15 protein-coding genes are annotated in these 15,234 nt (G+C 58.2%); all 15 read right to left on the bottom strand.

Features of this window, described 5'->3' with window-relative positions; translation table 11 throughout:
- Positions 1-374, bottom strand: a 374-nt coding sequence (locus tag HFD94_RS21400; RefSeq protein WP_243234813.1) for a contractile injection system protein, VgrG/Pvc8 family, incomplete at its 3' end; no start/stop codon positions are given.
- Positions 375-390: 16 nt separating this feature from the next.
- On the bottom strand, positions 391-1,896 hold the full coding sequence (locus HFD94_RS21395) for a serine/threonine-protein kinase (protein WP_122888988.1): 1,506 nt from the start codon (positions 1,894-1,896) through the stop codon (positions 391-393).
- A gap of 27 nt (positions 1,897-1,923) precedes the next feature.
- A complete protein-coding gene (gene tssH / locus HFD94_RS21390) occupies positions 1,924-4,533 on the bottom strand; it encodes a type VI secretion system ATPase TssH (RefSeq protein ID WP_167433534.1) in 2,610 nt (869 codons plus the stop codon).
- 54 nt (positions 4,534-4,587) lie between these two features.
- Entirely contained in the window at positions 4,588-5,634 is a 1,047-nt protein-coding gene (gene tssG, locus HFD94_RS21385; RefSeq protein WP_064691207.1) for a type VI secretion system baseplate subunit TssG, read from the bottom strand.
- Entirely contained in the window at positions 5,631-7,502 is a 1,872-nt protein-coding gene (tssF, locus tag HFD94_RS21380; protein WP_010669908.1) for a type VI secretion system baseplate subunit TssF, read from the bottom strand. The genes tssG and tssF overlap by 4 nt, the downstream gene beginning before the upstream one ends.
- A gap of 2 nt (positions 7,503-7,504) precedes the next feature.
- On the bottom strand, positions 7,505-8,080 hold the full coding sequence (tssE, locus tag HFD94_RS21375) for a type VI secretion system baseplate subunit TssE (RefSeq protein ID WP_010246069.1): 576 nt from the start codon (positions 8,078-8,080) through the stop codon (positions 7,505-7,507).
- Positions 8,070-8,897: a type VI secretion system accessory protein TagJ gene (locus tag HFD94_RS21370; RefSeq protein WP_122888990.1), complete on the bottom strand. Its 828-nt coding sequence runs from the start codon at positions 8,895-8,897 to the stop codon at positions 8,070-8,072. Before HFD94_RS21370 ends, tssE begins: the two co-directional genes overlap by 11 nt.
- A gap of 16 nt (positions 8,898-8,913) precedes the next feature.
- On the bottom strand, positions 8,914-9,888 hold the full coding sequence (locus tag HFD94_RS21365; RefSeq protein WP_122888991.1) for a hypothetical protein: 975 nt from the start codon (positions 9,886-9,888) through the stop codon (positions 8,914-8,916).
- A 10-nt stretch (positions 9,889-9,898) separates the two neighbouring features.
- Positions 9,899-10,690, bottom strand: a complete 792-nt coding sequence (locus HFD94_RS21360; protein WP_010246078.1) for a PP2C family serine/threonine-protein phosphatase — start codon at positions 10,688-10,690, stop codon at positions 9,899-9,901.
- A complete protein-coding gene (gene tagH, locus HFD94_RS21355; RefSeq protein WP_010669904.1) occupies positions 10,687-12,558 on the bottom strand; it encodes a type VI secretion system-associated FHA domain protein TagH in 1,872 nt (623 codons plus the stop codon). Before tagH ends, HFD94_RS21360 begins: the two co-directional genes overlap by 4 nt.
- Before the next feature lie 392 nt (positions 12,559-12,950).
- Positions 12,951-13,349 carry a lysozyme inhibitor LprI family protein gene (locus HFD94_RS21350; RefSeq protein ID WP_029519559.1) on the bottom strand — a complete coding sequence of 133 codons (399 nt, stop codon included), beginning with the start codon at positions 13,347-13,349 and terminating at the stop codon, positions 12,951-12,953.
- A 23-nt stretch (positions 13,350-13,372) separates the two neighbouring features.
- Positions 13,373-13,771, bottom strand: coding sequence for a lysozyme inhibitor LprI family protein (locus HFD94_RS21345; protein ID WP_064691204.1), 399 nt, complete (start codon positions 13,769-13,771; stop codon positions 13,373-13,375).
- 79 nt (positions 13,772-13,850) lie between these two features.
- On the bottom strand, positions 13,851-14,225 hold the full coding sequence (locus tag HFD94_RS21340; RefSeq protein ID WP_010246091.1) for a hypothetical protein: 375 nt from the start codon (positions 14,223-14,225) through the stop codon (positions 13,851-13,853).
- A gap of 149 nt (positions 14,226-14,374) precedes the next feature.
- A complete protein-coding gene (locus HFD94_RS21335) occupies positions 14,375-14,734 on the bottom strand; it encodes a T6SS amidase immunity protein Tai4 family protein (RefSeq protein WP_010246094.1) in 360 nt (119 codons plus the stop codon).
- The gene (locus HFD94_RS21330) at positions 14,731-15,222 is read right to left on the bottom strand and encodes a type VI secretion system amidase effector protein Tae4 (RefSeq protein ID WP_010246097.1); all 492 of its coding nucleotides are present in this window, start codon (positions 15,220-15,222) and stop codon (positions 14,731-14,733) included. The genes HFD94_RS21335 and HFD94_RS21330 overlap by 4 nt, the downstream gene beginning before the upstream one ends.
- Between the last annotated feature and the right edge of the window lie 12 nt (positions 15,223-15,234).

The raw sequence follows: 15,234 nt of genomic DNA, 5'->3' as shown, positions 1-15,234 counted from the left end.
AGCAGCGTCTGCACAATCTGCGGCACCGTCTGGCTCTGGAAGATGCGCAGGTTGCGGTCGCGCTTCATCGGCCACAGATCAGGCTCGACCGTCAGCTCATAGACCGCGTAGCGGGTGCCGCTCAGCTCCTGGCTGCGCACCGCCACCCGGGTGATTTTGCCGTTAAGGTAGCGCGGGCTCAGCGCGTTCATCAGCCCGTCGGTCGGCAGCGTAAACGTCACCGGCTTCCCCAGCAGGGCGTGGCGGTCGATGCGCGCGTCGGTGGCCAGCAGTTCAGCGGTGAGCACAAACGGACGGGACAGCGTCTCGGTGCCCTTAAGCGTATGGAACAGCAGGCCGTCCGCCGGCAGCTGTGCAGTAATGCGTGAGAACATAAGTAATCCCTGACTATTAACTGTGTGGATCGAGCAACCAGACACCTTCTTCACTGATGTTCAGCGTTTGTTCGCGGGTGCCACTCTGGCCGCTGATGGCGAAGGTGTAGTTGCCCGGCGCCAGCTGCAGCGTGGCGAAGCCATTCACCGCCGGCACCAGCGCCTGCGGCTGACCGTTCACCTGAACGCGTTCACCCTGCTGCAGACGGATATAGACCTGGGCGACCGGAGCGGGCGGTGGTGCCGGTTGTGGATCAGGTTCACGCGCGGCGGTCTGCGCGGGCTCAGACGTCTGAGCCGGAGTGCTGGCAACGGTATCCGGCGGGGCCTCAGTCTGAGTCGGAGGCGCGGCAACCGGCTGGTTAACCGGCGCGACAGCGGCGGAAGGTGCGCTGTTCTGCGCCATCTCATCCGGCGGTGACTGCTCGTTGCCGCGTGACATCAGCAGACCGGCGCCCAGGCCGACCAGCACGCCAGCGGCAACCAGGCCCGGCAGTGCAAAGCGGTGTCCCAGCAGCGTTTTCAGTTTAGAGGCGGGTTTGATGACCTCCTCTTCTTCTTCAATCGGCACCAGCATGGTGCCCGGTCCGCTCATTTTTGCGCTGAGCAGCGGTTCCGGTTCACGTTCCGGCAGCGCCATCAGCGCAGCAAAATCATCAATGCTCTGCGGACGATCTTCCGGTTTCAGCGCCAGCGCACGATCGACGGCGCTGAGTAGTGCCGTCGAGTAGCCCGCAATACGACGCTGCACCAGCGGCTGGTAGTTATCTTCGATGCTGCGCACCACGCTGACCGGCGGTGGCGCACCGGTGATCAGGGTATGCAGCACCGCGCCCAGCGCGTAGATATCGGTCCATGCGCCCTGCTCGCTCTCGTCGTTGTCGCTGTACTGCTCAATCGGTGCATAGCCGGGACGCAGCATCGTCTCGCTCTCATCCGACAGATTGCCGATAGTTTTACGCGCCGACCCGAAGTCCAGCAGGATCGGCTCGCCACTGCTCTGAATCTGGACGTTATCCAGCGAAATATCGCGGTGCAGATAGCCCGCTTCATGGATGGTTTTGATCGCGCCCAGCAGCGGTGGCAACATGCGACGGATCCAGGCCTCATTTACCGACTGCGGATTTCGTTCGCTGAAGTTCGAGAGCGTGGTGCCGCTGTAGAACACCGTGCCCATGTAGGCGGTGTCGTTCTGCACCCAGAAACGCAGCACGTGCAGCAGGTTCGGATGGTTAAAGCGCGCCAGCAGACGCGCCTCCTGAATAAAGCTATTCAGTCCGGCGTGAAAGGTTTTGCTGAACCGTTCGCTGCGCAGCACCAGATTCAGATCATCGCTACGGACCGCCAGTGAGGCGGGCATAAACTCTTTGATGGCGATATCACGTTCCAGCTGGTGATCCCAGGCGCGATAGACGATGCCAAAGCCGCCACCGCCGATGACCTCTTTGATTTCAAACTCATTGAAGCGGTAACCCAGCGGCAAGGCGTTGGGGACATTCAGGGGTTGATCATGTTCCGACATATTCGATTACTCTCTGATAGCCAGGCTTTAAACCGCGAACTGGCAGACAAATTCACCCTGCTCACAACGCACATCGACGCGACGATAGCGTTCATCACGGGCGTGGGCGCTCAGCAGGATCTGGCTCATCTGTGGCAACAGCGTGTTGGTGAGGATGGCATCCACCATGCGACCGCCCGACTCGACTTCGGTGCAGCGCTGCACAATCTGGCTCACCACCGACTCGTCGATCTGCGCCTCAATGCCGTGGTTCTCGGCCAGACGACGCACAATGCGCGCCAGCTGCAGCCGCACAATCTCCGCCAGCATCGCGTCGCTGAGCGGGTAATACGGCACCACCAGCAGGCGTCCCAGCAGCGCAGGCGGGAACACCTCCAGCAGCGGCTTACGCAGCGCGGTGCTCAGAGCATCGGGATCGGGCATCAGTTCAAGATCGGCACACATCGCGCTAATTAACTGCGTGCCGACATTGGAGGTCAGAATGATGATGGTGTTGCGGAAATCGATGTGCCGGCCTTCGCCATCCTCCATCCAGCCTTTATCAAACACCTGGAAGAAGAGCTCATGCACATCCGGATGGGCTTTCTCAATCTCATCCAGCAGCACCACGCTGTAGGGGCGACGGCGAACGGCTTCGGTCAGCACGCCGCCTTCGCCGTAGCCGACGTAGCCCGGCGGTGCGCCTTTCAGCGTCGAAACGGTGTGCGCCTCCTGAAACTCACTCATATTGATGGTGATGATGTTCTGCTCGCCGCCGTACAGCGACTCGGCCAGCGCCAGCGCGGTCTCGGTTTTACCGACGCCGGAAGGCCCGCAAAGCATAAACACGCCCACCGGCTTGTTGGGATTATCAAGACGCGCGCGCGAGGTGCGTACCCGTCTGGCGATCAGATCCAGACCGTGACGCTGGCCGATGACCCGCTGGTTCAGTGTATCGGCCAGATTCAGCACCGCGTCGATCTCATTCTTCACCATCCGGCCCAGCGGAATGCCGGTCCAGTCCGAGACCACGGCAGCCACCACGCCCGCATCGACGGCGGCAAACAGCAGCGGCGTGTCGCCCTGCAGCGCAGTAAGCTGCTGCTGCGTCGCATCACGCTGTTCACGCAGCGCCGCATCCTCTTCTGTCACACAGCGGGCGCGCAACGCAATCAGTGTCTCGACCAGTTCGCGCTCCTGCAGCCAGCGCTGTTGCAGCGCTTCCCGCTCGGCTTCCAGCGCAGTGCGCTGCGCTGCAATCGCCTGCTGGCGGGTGGCGTCGCCCAGGCCCACCCGGATTTCACGTTCGATGATCTCCGCTTCAATCTCTAGCGCCGCCAGACGGTGAAGACAATCTTCCAGCGCCGCGGGCTGCGCGCCCTGGCTAACTGCCACGCGGGCGCAGGCGGTATCCAGCAGCGCCACCGCTTTGTCAGGCAGCTGGCGCGCCGGAATGTAGCGATGCGACAGTTTCACCGCCGCACTGACCGCATCATCCAGCAACAGCACCCGATGATGTTTCTCCAGCGCGCTGACGGTGCTGCGCAGCATCAGAATCGCTTTGGCTTCATCCGGCTCCTGCACCTGCACGGTCTGGAAGCGACGGGTCAGCGCCGGATCTTTCTCAATGTACTTTTTGTATTCCGCCCAGGTGGTCGCGCCGATGGTGCGCAACTGTCCGCGCGCCAGCGCCGGTTTAAGCAGGTTGGCGGCATCACCGGTGCCCTGCTGACCGCCTGCCCCGACCAGGGTGTGGATCTCATCAACAAACAGCACAATCGGCGTCGGGCTGGACTGCACCTCATTGATCAGCGCCTGCAGTCGCGCTTCAAACTCCCCTTTCATGCCGGCACCCGCCTGCAGCATGCCGATGTCCAGCAGCCAGAGCTGCACATCGCGCAGCGGCGCAGGCACATCGCCCGCCGCGATACGCAGCGCAAGGCCTTCGACCACCGCGGTTTTGCCGACGCCCGCTTCGCCGGTCAGCAACGGGTTGTTCTGGCGGCGACGCATCAGGATATCGACCATCTGGCGGATTTCGTCGTCACGTCCGGTTACCGGATCAATGCGGCCTTCACGGGCACGCGCCGTCAGGTCCTGCGCATATTGTGCCAGCGTACTGCCACTGGCGGCGGGCGGTGCGCCGCCAGCATCCGCCGGTGCGCTCAGCGCCTGCTGCGCTTCTTTGCTGTTGCCGAGCAGCGTGTCGAACTCGGCCAGCAGCGCATCGGCGTTGACGCGACTGAACTGACCGGAGATACCTTTCAGCACGCTGGCCAGGTTGAAGGTTTTCAGCATGCCGATCAGCAGATGGCCGCCGCGAATGCGGGTCGCGCCATATTTCAGCGAGGCGTAAACCCACGCCCGTTCAACGGCGCTGTCGATATGCTCGGAGAGGTCGGAGACCGCACTGGCACCGCGTGGCAGGCGATCCAGCGCGGCAACGATGTCCTGAGTCAGGGCCTTTTCATCCAGTGAAAAATGTGTGATGACCTGCTGTAAGTCGCCATCCTGCTGCTGCATCAGCTGATGCAGCCAGTGCACCAGCTCAACATAGGGATTGCCGCGCAGTTTGCAAAAGGCGGTGGCGCTTTCCAGCGAGGTAAATAACAGCGTATCCAGTTTGCCGAATAGCACGGCACGGCTGATTTCTGACATAGGGGGCTCTCTTCAATGAAAGACGCAGGCTGTGTAACAGGGAAATCGGCTGGGCTAGCGCGAAGCAGCCTCAACCTCAAACATAAAATCTTCACGATCTTGCGGCTGCGGCGCATGCCCCAGCCAGCTGGTATAGCCAAGTCGGGCAGTGCCACCCAGCGCCACACCCTGCACCTCGTCAGCGGCCAGGATCAGGCTGAGATCCCACTGCATTTCGATGCCGAGGTAGTGACGCACCCAGTCGCGTACTTCACGCGCGCCGGGGGCATCGGGCAGAAAACGGGCATATTGCGCGGCGCTGAGCGGTCCCAGGTGCAGGCGAAAACGGTGCTGCACGTCGCGCACCGCCACGCCGAGAAACGCAGAAGCGCCCAGCCGGGGCATATGGCGTCCCGCGCCCAGGCGGGCCTGATCGCGGCTGTCCAGCGTCAGCCAGTGCGGCAGGTTCTGCGTCAGCCTGACCGGCACACCAAAGTAGTGGCGCAGAATGCGCACCAGCCCTTCGGCATCGTGGCCGTGGCGGCTGAGATGGCCCACCAGCATCAGCCGGGCATGGAGGCTGAGCGAGCTGGCCTGCTGCTGGGCCGGTAAACCGATTCCCGCCAGGCAGGCGAGATAGTTCAGGAAGCGACTGTCGTCGGGGCGATCCAGCGACACGGTCGGCTGCGCATCGGCCCAGGCACGATAAAAAAGCAGCGTAGCGCGATGGTGAAACAGGTCAGCAAACGCCGAGAGGCTGTGATCCTGATGATGCACGATACGTTCATGCACATATTCGGTCAGATGGGTCGGCAGCGGGCCGTTGGGGCCAAACAGGCCGAAGCTGTAGATGGAGAGCTCATGACGTCCCGCCTCGTCACGCGGCGTGGCGCTGGCGACGGTGGCGGGCGCAAACGCCAGTGACGGTGTCTGACCGATGCGCACCGATTCGAACTTCGGCAGCGGCGCACGGCCCAGCGGATAGCGCTGACCGCCCTGCGCATCCAGCCGCCGCAGCAGCTGGAACAGATCGTAGCGCCACGGCGCGGCCATCACCCGCTGCCAGAAATCATCCGGCAGACGGGTGAGCCGGGGCAGCGAAATCACCTTTTCGCCACTCATATCAGCGCTTTCCGGCCCATGCGCGGCGGCCAGTAGCCCACTTCTCCGCGCTGCTGGCTGTTCAGGGTGAACTCCGTGAAGCTGTTCAGCGCCACAAGGCGGCCACAGACCCGCTCCAGCACGCTGCCGAACAGCCACGGGCTGGCCCCCGAAAACGCCTGCTCATCCACTTCCAGCGTGATGCTGACGCCGCGCGCAAATACCACCGGGCCCGGCTCCGGCACGCGGCGGTTGACAGCGCTGAGCGTGCAGTGGCGGATGCCGTCAATCTGACGGGCGACCGGCGCTTCCGCCAGGTTGGCGTAGAGGCTCAGCAGCTGACGCAGCGCCGCCGCGCCTTCTCCGTCGCTGCTGTCCATCAGGCTGAGGTAGTTCATCTGCAGATGGCTGATCAGCCGCCACGCGGAAAGTCCCTCGGCCAGCGCCGGACGCGGAGGCGTCGGCCCTTTGCACAGCTTCAGCTCCGATACCGGAATGGAGTCCGGCATCACGAAGTTACCCTGATCCTGCTGCAGCATCAGCGGCAGATCGCGACTGGTACACATCACGTCGGCGGAGAGATAGCGCACCTCGTCGTGCCACGGCGCGTGATGCTCATCCACCAGCGACAGAAAGACTTCTGAGCCGATGTAACCGGTGCGCGTGCCGTAGCGCTGCGCCTGCTCGGACAGCGTGCGCTGTTCGCGGCGCAGTGAAAAATAGGCACCGTAATCGCCCTGGTCACCGCTGAAGGTGCTCCAGAACGGACGGAAAACCTGCTCTTCGCGCTTGCCCTCTACCGTAGCGAACAGCCGCTGCACCGAGTGCACCTCATAATCCAGCGGACGGATGTTATCTACCACCAGATGATATTCATGCTGGCTGTCGCTGACCTTCAGGCGCTCGGCGGTTTTCGGAAACAGATTGATGACAGGCGTGCAGTGCAGCGCCAGATGGCTGTGATCAACCACGCTTTCCAGTGCGCTGTCCGCTTTGTCGAGCAGAATGATGATGTCGAACGCCATGGCATTGTCGCAGCGGCGCAGAAACGGGGCCAGCTGGCTCAGACTGATAAACTGGAAGCGCGCCGGAAAGGCGAAATACTCCTGCAACAGACGATAGCCGTCAAAGTTGCGCAGATCGTCCGGCAGCAGCGCCTGCTCCGGCGCAAAGCCCTGCTGCTGTAACGCGTCATCTGTCAGCACCTGACGCTGTGGCCGCTTCTCAACCGACTGCAGCACGATGCCCACCCGGTGCTGCATCAGCAACTCCAGCAGTTTCAGTGCCTGGATATCCGGGCCGCTGAGAAACAGCATCAGATCGTCCACGCTGAGCTGGCTAAGCGAGGAGATCCCTTCGCAGCTGATGCGGATACGCAGCGCACTGACCGCGCCCAGACCGCCGAGTTTCAGCTCGCCAGAGGGCAGATCGCCGGGCACGCCGCCGAGACTGGCTTCACTGATGCGCAGCGGATGCAGTACCACATCGTGCGCGGTGGTGTAGCTGCAGGTCACGCCGGTTTTTTTCAGGTTCTGGCTCTCCATCATGGTGCCGCGCGGCACGCGAAAGCCCTGGGTGATGTCGCCTTTGCGGCTGTCCGGCGTCAGCTGAGCGATCGCCATTGACGGCGTTGGCGAGAGATAGGATGGCGCAATCATCTCCAGCAGACGCTGCGAGAAACGCGGAAACTCCGCATCCATCTTCAGCTGCACGCGCGACGTCAGGAAGGCAAAACCTTCCATCAGCCGCTCGACATAGGGGTCCGCCACGTCAATGCCGCGCATGCCAAGACGTCCTGCCACTTTAGGGTAGCGCGCAGCGAACTCGGCCCCCATCTCACGCAGGTAGGCCAGTTCACGGTTGTAATAGTCGAGCAGATTGCTGTCCATGATTACCCTGCATCCTGTAGTTCGAAATGGCCGCTCTCCAGATCAACCTGAGTGCGGAACAGAAACGCCAGCGGATAAGGCACGCACCAGAGCCGCCCTTTGATCTCAATCGACAGCACGTTGTGCAGGCTGAGCGAGCCGAGATCGCTGACGCAGCGCACCTGTAAACCCTGCGGCAGGATGCGCGGCTCGAAGTGCAGAATGGCGTTGGTCATTTTGCGCTGCATATCCTGCCATTCGATATCGGAGACGTTCTGCCCGGCCAGCGGTGCCACACCGAAGTTCCAGACAGAGCGCTGCACCTGATCAAAGCCGCTCAGATCCTGCTGGGCTTCGTTGTTGATGGTGTTGAACAGCCACTGCAGATCGCGCAGTACGTGGCGGCGCAGCGTGCTGTGAGTGATCAGCATGCTGTTGTCCGCTTCCTGCTGTTTATCCGGCGCGTTGTCGGTCAGGCGATCCAGCAGCGAGGATTGCAGCTTGTCGCGGGCGGTTAACGCATCACGTTTTTTACGCGCGCGAAAGCCGCCATGCAGTTGGGCATAGCCGTCGTTTTGCGCGCCTGAATCATGGCTCATCGGCGGACTCAACGCTGTCAAACGCGACCTGCTGCAGGCTCAGCAGCGAAAATTCCGCGCTGTCGCTGAGCCACATTTTTTGCCCCTGACCGATGAACTGGTCCGGATCGTTGCCCAGCGGCTGCCATTCAGTGACGCTGGCGCGCAGAAAACGCTCGTCTGATTCAGCCCGCAGCGGATAGCGCGCCGGGATCTGGCACACCTGCTCACTGCCATCAACCAGCTGCACACGCGTGTGACGCCACACCAGATCGGTGACGCTGGCGGGTGCCTGAAACTGCATCTCACGAATGGCGGCAAACGGGATCCAGTAATAACGGCCCTGACTGATGACTTCACACACTGGCCCGAAACGGCTGTCGCCATCCATCAGCCAGCTGAATGCGGTGGGCTGAGCCTGCTGCGTTGCGGTGCCGGGATTGGCCGCCGCGAGCTCAAGCGCTTCAGCCCGCAGCGTGCTGCCGCGCGCGACATCACCCGCCGTTTCGGCCTGCAAGGCGGCTAGCAGCGTGTCGCACCAGTGCCAGGCGCTGCCCGGCAGCACCGGGTCGGCCTCGCCACGCAGCACCGCGTCACGCTGTAATTCACCGGCGATCGCCTGTTGCAGCAGATTAACTGTCGGTTGCGCCTGCGGGCTTAACGCCAGCCAGGATTGCAGCTGCGTCTGCGCACGCGCCCAGTTGCCGGAAAGACAGAGCAGCTGCACAAAGGCGGCCCGCAGGTCAGCATTCGCCGGATTCGCCTGAATTTGGCGGGTCACGTCAGCGAGCGTCTCGCCGAGGGTGGCGCTGGCCAGGCGGTGTTGTAAGGATTCCATGCAAACTCCTTTTGCGTCAGTTAAGGGTGCGGTAGACCGCAGCGGCGGGATCTTTCAGTTCAGGATGCAGTTTTTCCACCAGCTGCACGCTCAGCGCGGCATCGCCGCTGATCCACGGCGACCAGACTTTACGGACTTCCTGCAGACGCGCCTGCAGCGCACTCTGATCGGCCGCTTCGCTGACGGGCATCTGCACTACCACCTGACGCGTTGCCTGCCAGCCGTTAAAGCGGTTGCTGAACGGCAGAATCAGCCAGCTGTCCGGGGATTTTTCATTGCTCAGCACCATGCGTTCACTGTTGACCGTGGTGATGTGCAGTTCGGCAGTGGGCGACTGATTGCTCAACCCCATCACCGGAAAACCCTGCAGGAAGGTCACGCCGACTGCCGCAGGTGCGCCGTTACCCTGTTGCGTCAGTCGGCTGTGTCCACTTAGCCAGCCATCAGAACCACAGATCAGCCCCTGATTTGCCGGAACAAACAGCGCGCTGCCCTGTGCCGGGTGCTGCCACCAGGTGCGGAAATGGCAGCCGTCCAGCAGACTGAATTGCAGCCACGGCGACGTGTCGGCCTGAGCAGCGTTGCGCAGTACGTCTGCGGGGACCGCCGTAGCCGTCGGCTGGACCGGTTGAGTCGCGGGCGGCGTCACCACGGTTTTCCACTGCTGCGCACGGGCGGCGCTGCCAGTAGCGATTTCACTCCCCTGCGCATCGGTCAGTTGCCAGTGCAACTGTTGCAGCGGTTTACACTGCGACGCCATCAGTCCGGCAACGCGCGGCAGAAAATCTTTCAGAACCGCGGCGTTTTTTTCGCCCAGGGTTACGATGCGCAGGTTAATGGTGCTGTTACACCAGCTCGACAGCTGATTGTTTTTTACGTCATCAATCCAGACATCCAGTTTCTGTGCCGGGGACTGTACGATGCGATAGTTTTCAGCATAAGCCTGCGTGCTGAGCAGCAGCGCAGCCAGACCCAGTAATCCATATTTCATGTTGGCGTTCTCAATCTCGCAGAGGGAAGAACTGCGCCGCTTCAGAGAGCGAGTGCAGCAAGGTGGTGTCCTGAGGTGATCCAATCCAGACGGCCAGCGCGCTGAAATTATCCTGCTGCCCCTGATCCGGCTGATCGTTCCTGATGATTTGCTGCATCAGCGTCAGCCACTCTTCCGGCGTATTCACCATGTGCAGCGACTGCTGCATCTGTTCCAGCGTCACGCCGTGCCAGAAACCATCGGTGCAGAGTAAAAAGGCGTCGCCATCTTCAATCCCGACCACCTCGCTGTAGCTGGCGTCGCGCTGCTCATCGCCCATCCCCAGCGCAAAATAGAGCAGATTGCTGTTGATGCCTTCGGTGCGATGTCCGGCATCTTTCATCTGCTGCACCAGGCTGTGGTCGGTGGTCACGAGATAGAGATAGCCGCGACGGAACAGATAGAGGCGGCTGTCGCCTGCATGGGCCCAGCAGGCCAGATGGTAGTCGCGGTCAATGAACAGGCTGACCAGCGTAGTGCCCATCCGGCTGTGTTCGCTGCTGGCTTTCTGCTGCTGACGGATGGCGTGATTCGCCTGATTGACGTAGTTACGAATCGACTGCGCATTGAGATGCGCATCGCCATCAAACGACTGCAGCAGGCTGCTGCGGGCAATCGATGCCGCGATGTCCCCGCCGGGAAACCCGGCCACACCGTCGCAGACCACAAAGCAGGCCGAGCGCTTACCGATGACATCACCGATCTGATCCTGGTTACTGGCGCGATCGCCCTGATTCGACGTCGAGGCAATAGTGATATTCATGCGTCATCCGTGTGGGTTTGTGAGTCTTTGTACTGATTAACTTCCAGGTCATAGGCGTGCAGGAACGCTTCGCCGAACAGTGTGTGGAAATCGTCTTCGATCTCGCCCGCCGTCTCGCCGTAGCGCTCAACAAAATGCTCCCAGAGCGCCGCTTTACGGCTGCCCGGCAGGCCGATACGTGACACCGATCCCGCCTGACGCGCTTCCTCCTCCAGCTGCTCCGGATTAAAGGATTGCAGCATTGAGGCGATGATGGCGCGGATACCGGCGATCATGCCCAGCTGGTGCGCCTGCAGATCGATCAGCGCATCACGCACAGCCTGACGCGGCGGCATAAAGCCCGGCATCCGGCTGCCAAACATCTGCATTAAGACGGTTTTGCCCGAAGGCAGTAGCTTGAACGGGTTGTTGGCGTCGTCGAGGATCACCGTCATGTCTGCCTTCACCCCGCGCTTGAGGATCGAACGCGAAGAGAGCAGCGCCACCGTACCCTGAGAAAACATGCTCAGCATCTGTCCGAATTGCAGCATCTGCTCACGGTCAAATTGCGGCGTCGGTTGCAGGTCGCGCAGACCCATTCCCTCCAGCAACGCATCCAGTAGTTCGCCCTTGAGGGCATCACCGCTGCTTTCGCTGGGTGTCGTCGGGTGCGCAGCGGCGGCATGATGGCGACCGGAAGCTACGGGATCGATGCGCAACCGCCCTTTCGGCGTCGGGGATGGCGTACGCTGTACCGCCTGCGGCGTGGGCAGCGTAATTCCGCCGTAATCGATCTGTGGATTTACCGCGTCAGACTGGCCGGGCAGCGCCTCGTCAATCAGCGGCGACTGCTGCTGTGCCTCAGAGTGAGGCTGGCTGTGAGTCTCATGCTGTGATTCGTCGAAGCTGAACAGCGGTGAGTGATCCATGTCGGTCAGGCTGGCGGGATCCTGCTCCGATGAACGTGCGGCCATCGGCTCAGTTTTTGCCACCGGTTGAGGTGGCACATGCAACGTGGCCGGTTTCGGCGTCGTCAGCTCCGGCTGGGCCAGCGGCACCGCGTTGCCCATCATCAGACCCAGCGGATCATCATGGTTGCGCGCATCCGTGCTGCTCTCGCCGTCAAACAGGCTTAGCGGATCAAGTTCAGCGGCAGGCGTTTCAGCCTGCGGTGGCGCTGTGTTCTGCTGAGCAGACAGCGTGCTTGGCGTCCGGTCGTCAAAAATACTCTGCTGCCCAAACAGCGCATCGCCTTCATCAAACAGGCTGCTGTTTTTTGGCTGCTGCCCATAATCCAGCGGCGCGTCGTTAATCAGCTGAGCCAGCGGATCTTCCGGATTTCGATCAGGACGAGCGGGCGCGGTCAGCGGGTGGGCCTCAGGCATCTCTGGCGCAGCTTTACGTTTAGAGAGATCGTCCGAAATCGAAAACTCTTTCGCCAGGCTGTCCCAGATTTCGCTGGGAATGGCGGCGGTGGTGCTGGCTTTTTCCGCTGCCGGTTCGCGAGCGGGTGCTACGGGCTGCACCGGCTCAGGACGCGGAACAGCTCTTTCACTCTGCGGTTGCTGTGCACTGTTGAGATCGCTGACCAGCAATTGGTAATCATCGATGCCCAGTATGTCTCCATCCTGCAGCTCAACCTGACGTCCGCGTTCCAGCGGAATATCGTTGAGTAACACGCGCGTCACATTGCCACGGTTGGTCAGGCGACATTCGCCATTTGCCGTGATGTGTACAATCGCCTGCAGGCGGGAGAGTGTGCGATCGTCATCCGGCAGCACCAGATTATTATCCACACCACGACCAATGGTGCCGCCAGGCGGAAAGAAATCACAATGAGTTTGCGGCGGCTGTTGGCCGGGTTTAGTCGTTATTATCGTAAAGCGCATAACGGATTCCTGCGGTTAGCGGTTCGGCATCTATACCGCGCACCTCTCGGGGAAAGGCGCGGGGTATAGAGAGCAGGGGGATTTAATTTTGGGAGTTGTCTATTTAAATACTGTGCCACTGGATTAATTCAATTCTTTAAACAGAGAAAAATTATATTTATTTAAGAAGATGAAGCTGCGTTAACGGCTTGTCTTTAATTAACATACAGGGTAAACATTAAAATAGTTGCAAATATGATTGCATTACAATCACCAGAAACCACGCTGCTGAAATATCATTTATACAGAATTATTTACCGGCATTGAAAAAACGGGATTACAGCGTAATGCAGAGAGTGATATTCATAGAGAATATCGTGCCCAGCCTGTAAACCCTGAGCACGACGACATAATCAGTAAGGCAGTTGCTTCAGAATAGCAGTGCGTTCTTTGTCGATGCGGATAACACAGAGGTTGGTGGCAACCGCATTCGCATTGCTGCCTTCTTCAGCGGCAAAGGCTTCCAGCTTGCACTGACCATCACGATACTTCAGCCAGTTACGCTGGGTATCCACCAGCGTGGCGACATAGTCATCAGCCAGTTTTTTCTGCGTGCCGTACATCTTTACAATGCGTTTTTTAGCCGTCTGGTATTCTTTGTTGAGGTCATCTTCCGCCAACTTCTTCTGCTGAACAGTACACTGAAATAGCGCACCGTCTGAAGGCTGTTTTGCACAGGTATCTTCAGCGAGCGCTGAAGCGCTGATGCAAAGAGACACAGTGATTAAAGCCAATTTATGCAGTCTCTTCATATTTTTCTCAGCAGTCTGTACCATCAATGATAAGGAATTAACTTAAGTTTTTTAATTCTTTGCTCGTTAAGTTCAGAAGTACACATATTAATATTAGCGTTACTTAAATCACTTCCCTTATCTGCAGCATAAGAAGCCAGTTTACAATCATTCTCTCTATACTTCAGCCAGGCTCGTTGTGCTTCAGTAAACGCATCCATATACTGGCTTAACTCTTTGTTGTCACCTTTAAAAAGCGTTTCAACTCTGATCTTAGCCAGCTTATATTCTTTGTTTAAATCAAGCTCAGTTTCGTTCCTGTTTTTCTGGGCACAGGTATAAACTTCCTGATCATTATTGCCGCTTGAACAATCACTGGTTGCGTAGACGGGGGAAACATAAAAAACTGTGACACACAGCAACAAAGAAAAATAAGTTCTCATTAAAAATATCACCTGTAATAACACACCTATGTCTGAGAGCAAGTGCAGACTCAATATGCAAGAATTTTTATAAGCGATGTTATTTAATCACCCCAAGATCCCGAGCAATAACTTTACTTTTAAAGGTTACGATATAATCCCAGAGGCCGTTGCCCTTCTGGCTTGGATAAAAAGAATAATCATACTGGCCGTTAGTAAAGCGATAACCCCGGAAGTCGCAGACGTCAGGACAATTTGAATTTATCGTTTCACCTTTAAGAAATATCGATGAATTGTCTTTTACTCTGGTTGACTTAAGCGAAACGTCATCACAGGTGACGTTTCCTTCATCACAACCATATTCAATATCCGCTTTGAATATTTTCCCTTCAAAGTGTGAAACTGACTTCGCCAAAGCAAATGAAGGTGAAACTATAAGCACCATCATAATCAAATGACTTACTTTGTTCATCATGTGGCAAGTTCCGTATAAGAGTAATTTACACTACACTGCTCAACTTCAGGATTAATTATCGGCTTCATTTAACTAAACATATTCTCTTTTGAAAATTCGCTGCTGATGTTTAGCGCTGCCTCAACTTTTAATTCCCTTAAAAATAAACGCTATTTCTTATACTTATTGTAAAGCGCCTCAGCATCCTGGCTTTGCGAAAGCAACGTGCATTTCATCATGTTGAAGTTTCCTGTGACCGAGCCAGTCAGGTTCATCTTCAGATAGGCATTGATTAACTTATCGCCTTCGCTGAAAGCTTCAACAGGGAGATGGCTTACCTCTAACCAGGCTGATGCGCTTTTAAAGGCATCATCGGTAAAAGCCTTGTCAGTGGCAGCTTTACCTGCACAACGGTTCAGAAGCCAGTTGCTGAAAATCTGCGGTTGCCTGAATGAGTCAGGCGCCGGTGGCGATATCGCCAGCGCGGCTGGAGATAACGTCAGGGCAAATAACATCAGGAATTTTTTCATTTTAGTATCCACAGGGAGGCAACATCAGGAACAAAACTACCATTTTCTGCGCCACCCAGGAAGTGACAGGTATCAGAACAGATGTTGCCATTCCAGAGTGTCACGTGTCCGCGGGCATTGCTCCAGCCACTGCCCTGAAAAACAATAATTCCCTGTTTACCGTTAAATGAACCGGGTTTTGGTGACGTCACGTTCAGGTCTGGCTGACCGAAGGCGCCGACTAAAAAGTCCATCATATCGTTGACGCGAAACATATAACGCTTTTTGTCTTTTCCCGTCACGGTTGCATAACGACTGTTGGCGGGTATGGGAACACCAGTGTAATTAAGGACATAGCTCATTCTGATGGGACAGGCATTCTCGAAAATTCCGGAGGAGATATTCGCTTCTACTTTACCACCCAATATTTCCCCAACCTTCTCAACGGGAACATTAACTTCTGAGAAGCGGTTCCAGGCGGCCGAAAATTGAGGTCTTAAATGTACCATCGCAAAACTCCT

Origin of the sequence: Pantoea sp. EKM20T, from assembly GCF_011800485.1 — a bacterium.
Classification (GTDB): domain Bacteria; phylum Pseudomonadota; class Gammaproteobacteria; order Enterobacterales; family Enterobacteriaceae; genus Pantoea; species Pantoea agglomerans.
The sequence above is the reverse complement of the archived record's forward strand: the minus strand, read 5'-3'. Positions and strand labels throughout refer to the sequence as shown.

What these genes read in the sequence shown, in the direction of transcription:
- HFD94_RS21395 (WP_122888988.1), bottom strand. Translation starts at nt 1,896, where the DNA reads ATGTCGGAACATGATCAACCCCTGAATGTCCCCAACGCCTTGCCGCTG.
- tssH (WP_167433534.1), bottom strand. Translation starts at nt 4,533, where the DNA reads ATGTCAGAAATCAGCCGTGCCGTGCTATTCGGCAAACTGGATACGCTG.
- tssG (WP_064691207.1), bottom strand. Translation starts at nt 5,634, where the DNA reads ATGAGTGGCGAAAAGGTGATTTCGCTGCCCCGGCTCACCCGTCTGCCG.
- tssF (WP_010669908.1), bottom strand. Translation starts at nt 7,502, where the DNA reads ATGGACAGCAATCTGCTCGACTATTACAACCGTGAACTGGCCTACCTG.
- tssE (WP_010246069.1), bottom strand. Translation starts at nt 8,080, where the DNA reads ATGAGCCATGATTCAGGCGCGCAAAACGACGGCTATGCCCAACTGCAT.
- HFD94_RS21370 (WP_122888990.1), bottom strand. Translation starts at nt 8,897, where the DNA reads ATGGAATCCTTACAACACCGCCTGGCCAGCGCCACCCTCGGCGAGACG.
- HFD94_RS21365 (WP_122888991.1), bottom strand. Translation starts at nt 9,888, where the DNA reads ATGAAATATGGATTACTGGGTCTGGCTGCGCTGCTGCTCAGCACGCAG.
- HFD94_RS21360 (WP_010246078.1), bottom strand. Translation starts at nt 10,690, where the DNA reads ATGAATATCACTATTGCCTCGACGTCGAATCAGGGCGATCGCGCCAGT.
- tagH (WP_010669904.1), bottom strand. Translation starts at nt 12,558, where the DNA reads ATGCGCTTTACGATAATAACGACTAAACCCGGCCAACAGCCGCCGCAA.
- HFD94_RS21350 (WP_029519559.1), bottom strand. Translation starts at nt 13,349, where the DNA reads ATGAAGAGACTGCATAAATTGGCTTTAATCACTGTGTCTCTTTGCATC.
- HFD94_RS21345 (WP_064691204.1), bottom strand. Translation starts at nt 13,771, where the DNA reads ATGAGAACTTATTTTTCTTTGTTGCTGTGTGTCACAGTTTTTTATGTT.
- HFD94_RS21340 (WP_010246091.1), bottom strand. Translation starts at nt 14,225, where the DNA reads ATGATGAACAAAGTAAGTCATTTGATTATGATGGTGCTTATAGTTTCA.
- HFD94_RS21335 (WP_010246094.1), bottom strand. Translation starts at nt 14,734, where the DNA reads ATGAAAAAATTCCTGATGTTATTTGCCCTGACGTTATCTCCAGCCGCG.
- HFD94_RS21330 (WP_010246097.1), bottom strand. Translation starts at nt 15,222, where the DNA reads ATGGTACATTTAAGACCTCAATTTTCGGCCGCCTGGAACCGCTTCTCA.